The sequence below is a fragment of the Clostridia bacterium genome (assembly GCA_012840125.1).
Taxonomy (GTDB): Bacteria; Bacillota; DULZ01; order DULZ01; family DULZ01; genus DULZ01.
This window is the reverse complement of the sequence record DULZ01000076.1, coordinates 1-3936: the sequence shown is the minus strand read 5'-3', so window position 1 is coordinate 3936 and position 3936 is coordinate 1. Positions and strand designations below refer to the sequence as shown.

The 3936-nt window shown below is 52.6% G+C and carries 5 protein-coding genes; 2 read left to right on the top strand and 3 right to left on the bottom strand.

Going from position 1 to position 3936, the window contains the following annotated elements; translation table 11 throughout:
• Positions 1 to 587, top strand: a 587-nt coding sequence (locus tag GXX34_08840; GenBank protein ID HHW07614.1) for an ABC transporter ATP-binding protein, incomplete at its 5' end; no start/stop codon positions are given.
• The gene (locus GXX34_08835; GenBank protein HHW07613.1) at positions 577 to 1305 is read left to right on the top strand and encodes a hypothetical protein; all 729 of its coding nucleotides are present in this window, start codon (positions 577 to 579) and stop codon (positions 1303 to 1305) included. The genes GXX34_08840 and GXX34_08835, both read left to right, overlap by 11 nt.
• Positions 1306 to 1456: 151 nt before the next feature.
• On the opposite strand, the gene GXX34_08830 is transcribed toward GXX34_08835, so the two are convergent.
• From GXX34_08830 to GXX34_08820, 3 genes are all read right to left on the bottom strand, one after another.
• Positions 1457 to 2308, bottom strand: coding sequence for a glycine betaine ABC transporter substrate-binding protein (locus tag GXX34_08830; protein ID HHW07612.1), 852 nt, complete (start codon positions 2306 to 2308; stop codon positions 1457 to 1459).
• A 51-nt stretch (positions 2309 to 2359) separates the two neighbouring features.
• A complete protein-coding gene (locus tag GXX34_08825) occupies positions 2360 to 3085 on the bottom strand; it encodes a proline/glycine betaine ABC transporter permease (GenBank protein ID HHW07611.1) in 726 nt (241 codons plus the stop codon).
• A gap of 122 nt (positions 3086 to 3207) precedes the next feature.
• A partial coding sequence (locus GXX34_08820) for a CBS domain-containing protein (protein HHW07610.1) occupies positions 3208 to 3936 on the bottom strand: 729 nt, incomplete at its 5' end.

The following is a 3936-nucleotide window of genomic DNA, read 5'->3' as shown; positions in this document are numbered from 1 at the left end:
CCAGCGGCAAGACCACCCTGCTGAAGGTGCTGGCAGGCATCACCCAACCGTCGGCCGGTTCCTTTGCCGTGGCCGGGCAAGTACCCAGTGTCAAAACCAAGCATTTGATCTCCTACTTGCCTACTATCAATCACCTTCCCCGCTGGATGACGGTGGGGCAGGCCGTGGGCTATTACCGGGACTTTTTCCCCGATTTCTCCCAGGGTCTGGCGGAAGAGCGGTTGACAGCCATGGGCTTGCAGCCCCGGCAGAAAATCGCCGACTTGTCCACGGGGATGCTGGGACGTTTAAAAATAGGGCTGGCTATGTCGAGGCAGGCTAAACTGTATCTTTTGGATGAGCCCTTTAACGGGCTGGATCCCGTCTCCAGGGAAAAGGTGCTGGAAATGATCTTGGCTTCCGCCCGGGAAGATGCCACCATGGTGATTGCCACCCACATCATCAGGGAAATTGAAAGCATCATGGATGAGGTTCTCTTCCTCAAAAACGGCCAAATAGCTTTAATGGGTAATGTGGATGATTTGCGGCGCGAGTACCAGAAATCCGTGGAAGAGCTTTACAAGGAGGTATACGGGGATGATGCTTAACCTGGTAAAATACGAATGGCTGCGGCGGTGGAAGTTTTTCCTGGCCGGCATCGTGATCTTTTTCGCCGCCAACCTGAGCGTAATCACCAACTTCCGGCACGAGGGAAACAATCCCAGAACGCTAACCGCCCTCCTCATCCTGCTGTGCATCGTCTTGGCGGTGGCACTGTTTCTAGACCACATCGCCCGGTTATACCGGAGTCTGTTCAGTGACGAGGGATACCTGGACTTCACCCTGCCCCTGCGCGGGTACCAGTTTCTCGGCGGCAAGCTGCTGGCCGTCGTGCTCGAATGTACCGGGGTGATGGTCATCACCGGCCTCACCTTCTACCTCGACATATGGTATTTTAACCGGCTGGGGCTGATCCAGGTGGACTTCTCCGCCTTGAGCTACCGGGAATGGGGCAACGTGCTCAAAGCTTTGCTGGTGCTTCTCAGCATTTACGTAGCGTTTTTGTTGATGGTTTACTTGTCTGTAACTCTGGCTAAGACTATCTTTGCTTCCCTGAAATACGGCAAGCTGGTGGCTTTCCTATGTTTCTTGGCCATTTCGGAAATCATCACCAGAGTAGCGCAGCAAATTAGCTATCGCCTGGAGGGCAGTTACCACCTGCCGGAAATCATCATTAAAGGCTCCGATGTTTTCCTGCTGGTGGGGGTGCTAATCATATTGTTTGTTACCACTTCTTACCTGTTGGACCGGAAGCTCAACCTGTAAACCTTACCTCCCCTTGCCGGCAGTGAAGTATAAAAGGTCTCTAGGATTTCAGAGCCATCGCCCACCCGCCGGCCCTTGGCCGCCGGCAGGCGCCAGGGGCCCGGGGTTAACTCTGAAACCTAGAGACCTGCTATTTTCCTTACTAAGCCGGTTACTGGAGCCAGCCCTCCACCACATCCGGATTTTCGTTCATCCACTTGCGACCGGCTTCCACCGGATCCAGGCCTTCATTAATATAGTCTTCCAAAGTACCAAGCTGTTCATCATTCAACTTAAAGTTTTTCAGCAGCTTCACTACATCAGGGGCATCCTCTTCCAGCCCTTTGCGAGCGGTAACATAGATATGCTCATCAGCCCCGTAAATACCTTTTGGATCTTCGAGGAATTTTAGATCCCAGCGGGCAAACTTCCAGTGCGGGGTCCATCCGGTAACGACAATCCATTCCTCATTGGCAATGGCATCAGCTAAACTGGCCGTCATAGCCGGACCGCTGCTCTTGATCAATTCAAATGCCAAACCGTATTCCGCAATGGCCGCCTCCGTCTTTTGCATAATGCCTGCTCCGGCATCAATGCCCACAATGCGGTTTTGGAATTTTTCCCGGTGGTCATTCAATTCTTCAATGGAATTGATATTCACGTAGGCCGGCACTACCAAACCAATCCTGGCATTCTCATAGACCGGATCTTCGTATACGTCAAATTTGTCACCCAGCTGTTCTATATATGAAGCATGAGTTACCGGCAGCCAGGTATCTACAAAAGCATCAAAACTCCCCTGGGCCACCCCCTGAAACACCGGCCCTACATCTGCCTGGGTAGTTTCCACTTCATATCCCAGTTTATCTTCAATGACCGCCTGCAGGAGATGGGTCATGGCGATACCTTCAGCCCAGTTCACGTAACCAAAACGGATGGTGCCCTTTGCTTCCCGGCTTTCCCCGGTACTACCTGCATTTCCCGTCTCCCCTTGGCAACCGGCCAACACCGCCACGCAGCTCATCACCAGCAGCAGCACAATGCCTTTTTTGAATCTCTTCAAGACAATACCCCCTTAATAATTGTTCTTCTTGCCCAGTGCTTCCGTGACCCTGTCTAAAAACATGGCCAACAGCACCACCGCCAGTCCCGCTTCAAAGCCGATGTCCAGCTTGTACTGGCTGATACCGGTCAGTACCCCTTCCCCAAGGCCGGGCGCACCCACCATGGAGGCAATCACCACCATGGACAAAGCCAGCATAATGCACTGGTTGATGCCGGCCATAATGGTCGGTAAGGCCAGGGGCAGCTGGACTTTAAACAGCAGTTGATTGGGCGTAGAACCAAAGGCCAGGGCTGCTTCCACCACGTCCTCCGCCACTTGTCGTATGCCTAAATTGGTGAGCCGGATGGCAGGGGGCATGGCGAAAATCACGGTAGCAATCACCCCCGGCACCCTGCCGATTTGGAAAAAGGTGATAGCCGGGATTAAATAAACAAAAGCCGGCAAGGTCTGCATAAAGTCAAGCACCGGCCTTAACGCCTGGCTTAAACGATCACTGCGGGAAGCCCAAATGCCCAGCGGTATCCCGATCAGCAAAGCAATGATGGTGGATACAATCACTAAAGACAAGGTCTGCATGGTCTGGCGCCATAGATCCATGCCCAGGATCAGCAGGAAAGCGGCGACCGTAAAAAGGCTCAATTTCTTGCCGGCTGCTTTCCAGGCGATCAAAGCGAAAACAATGATAGTGATCACCGGTGGGACACGACCGAACGCTGCTTCTAAAGAAGTAACCATCCAAAAAATGACCGCAGACAAAACATCCCAAAAAGGAGCCAAGGCTTGATCCAGCCAATCAACCAGCCCTTTGAAGTAAAACCCGATGGGCAGACCGCTGAAACCATTGCTGAAATCCCAATTCACAGAGCTTTGACCTCCTTTTTAGACATAGCCGCCAGGATGGCTACCCGGGGAATAATCCCCAGCAACTTATGGTGCTCATCAACTACGGAAATCGGTATCTTGGTTTCAGCAGCCATGGGAAACAGTTCATTGACCGGAGTGTCCGGCGACGTGGTGGGAACGTCTGTGATCAGGACTGATGACAAGTGTTTAGCTTCCCAGTTGTCCTGTTCCAGGATAGCATCGGCGGTCACGATGCCCATTAAAGTCCGGTGAGGGTCTACTACGAAAACACTGGAAAGGCCGGTTTCCTTCATCTTGCGCATGGCCACTTTCGGGCCGTCTTTGGAGGTGATCACTTCCGGTTTGATCATAATGCTGCGGGCAGTTAGTACCTTTCCTCGATCTACATCCTGAACAAAATCTCTTACATAATCATTGGCCGGGTTAGTAAGGATTTCTTCAGGAGTGCCAACTTGGACGACTTCCCCGTCTTTCATGACGGCAATCCTGTCGCCCAGCTTTAAAGCCTCATCTAAGTCGTGAGTAATGAACAAAATCGTCTTGCGCAGGCGGGAGTGGAGTTCCAACAGCTCATCCTGCATCTCCTTACGGATGAGTGGATCCAAGGCGCTGAACGCTTCATCCATGAGCAAAATGTCCGGATCGTTAGCCAGGGCCCTGGCCAAGCCGACCCTTTGCTGCATACCACCGCTGAGACTGGCGGGATAACTGCCGGCCCAATT

Bases quoted from the DNA above. Each gene is read 5' to 3' on its own strand.
- GXX34_08835 (HHW07613.1), top strand. From the start codon at position 577: ATGATGCTTAACCTGGTAAAATACGAATGGCTGCGGCGGTGGAAGTTT.
- GXX34_08830 (HHW07612.1), bottom strand. From the start codon at position 2,308: ATGAGCTGCGTGGCGGTGTTGGCCGGTTGCCAAGGGGAGACGGGAAAT.
- GXX34_08825 (HHW07611.1), bottom strand. From the start codon at position 3,085: ATGGTTACTTCTTTAGAAGCAGCGTTCGGTCGTGTCCCACCGGTGATC.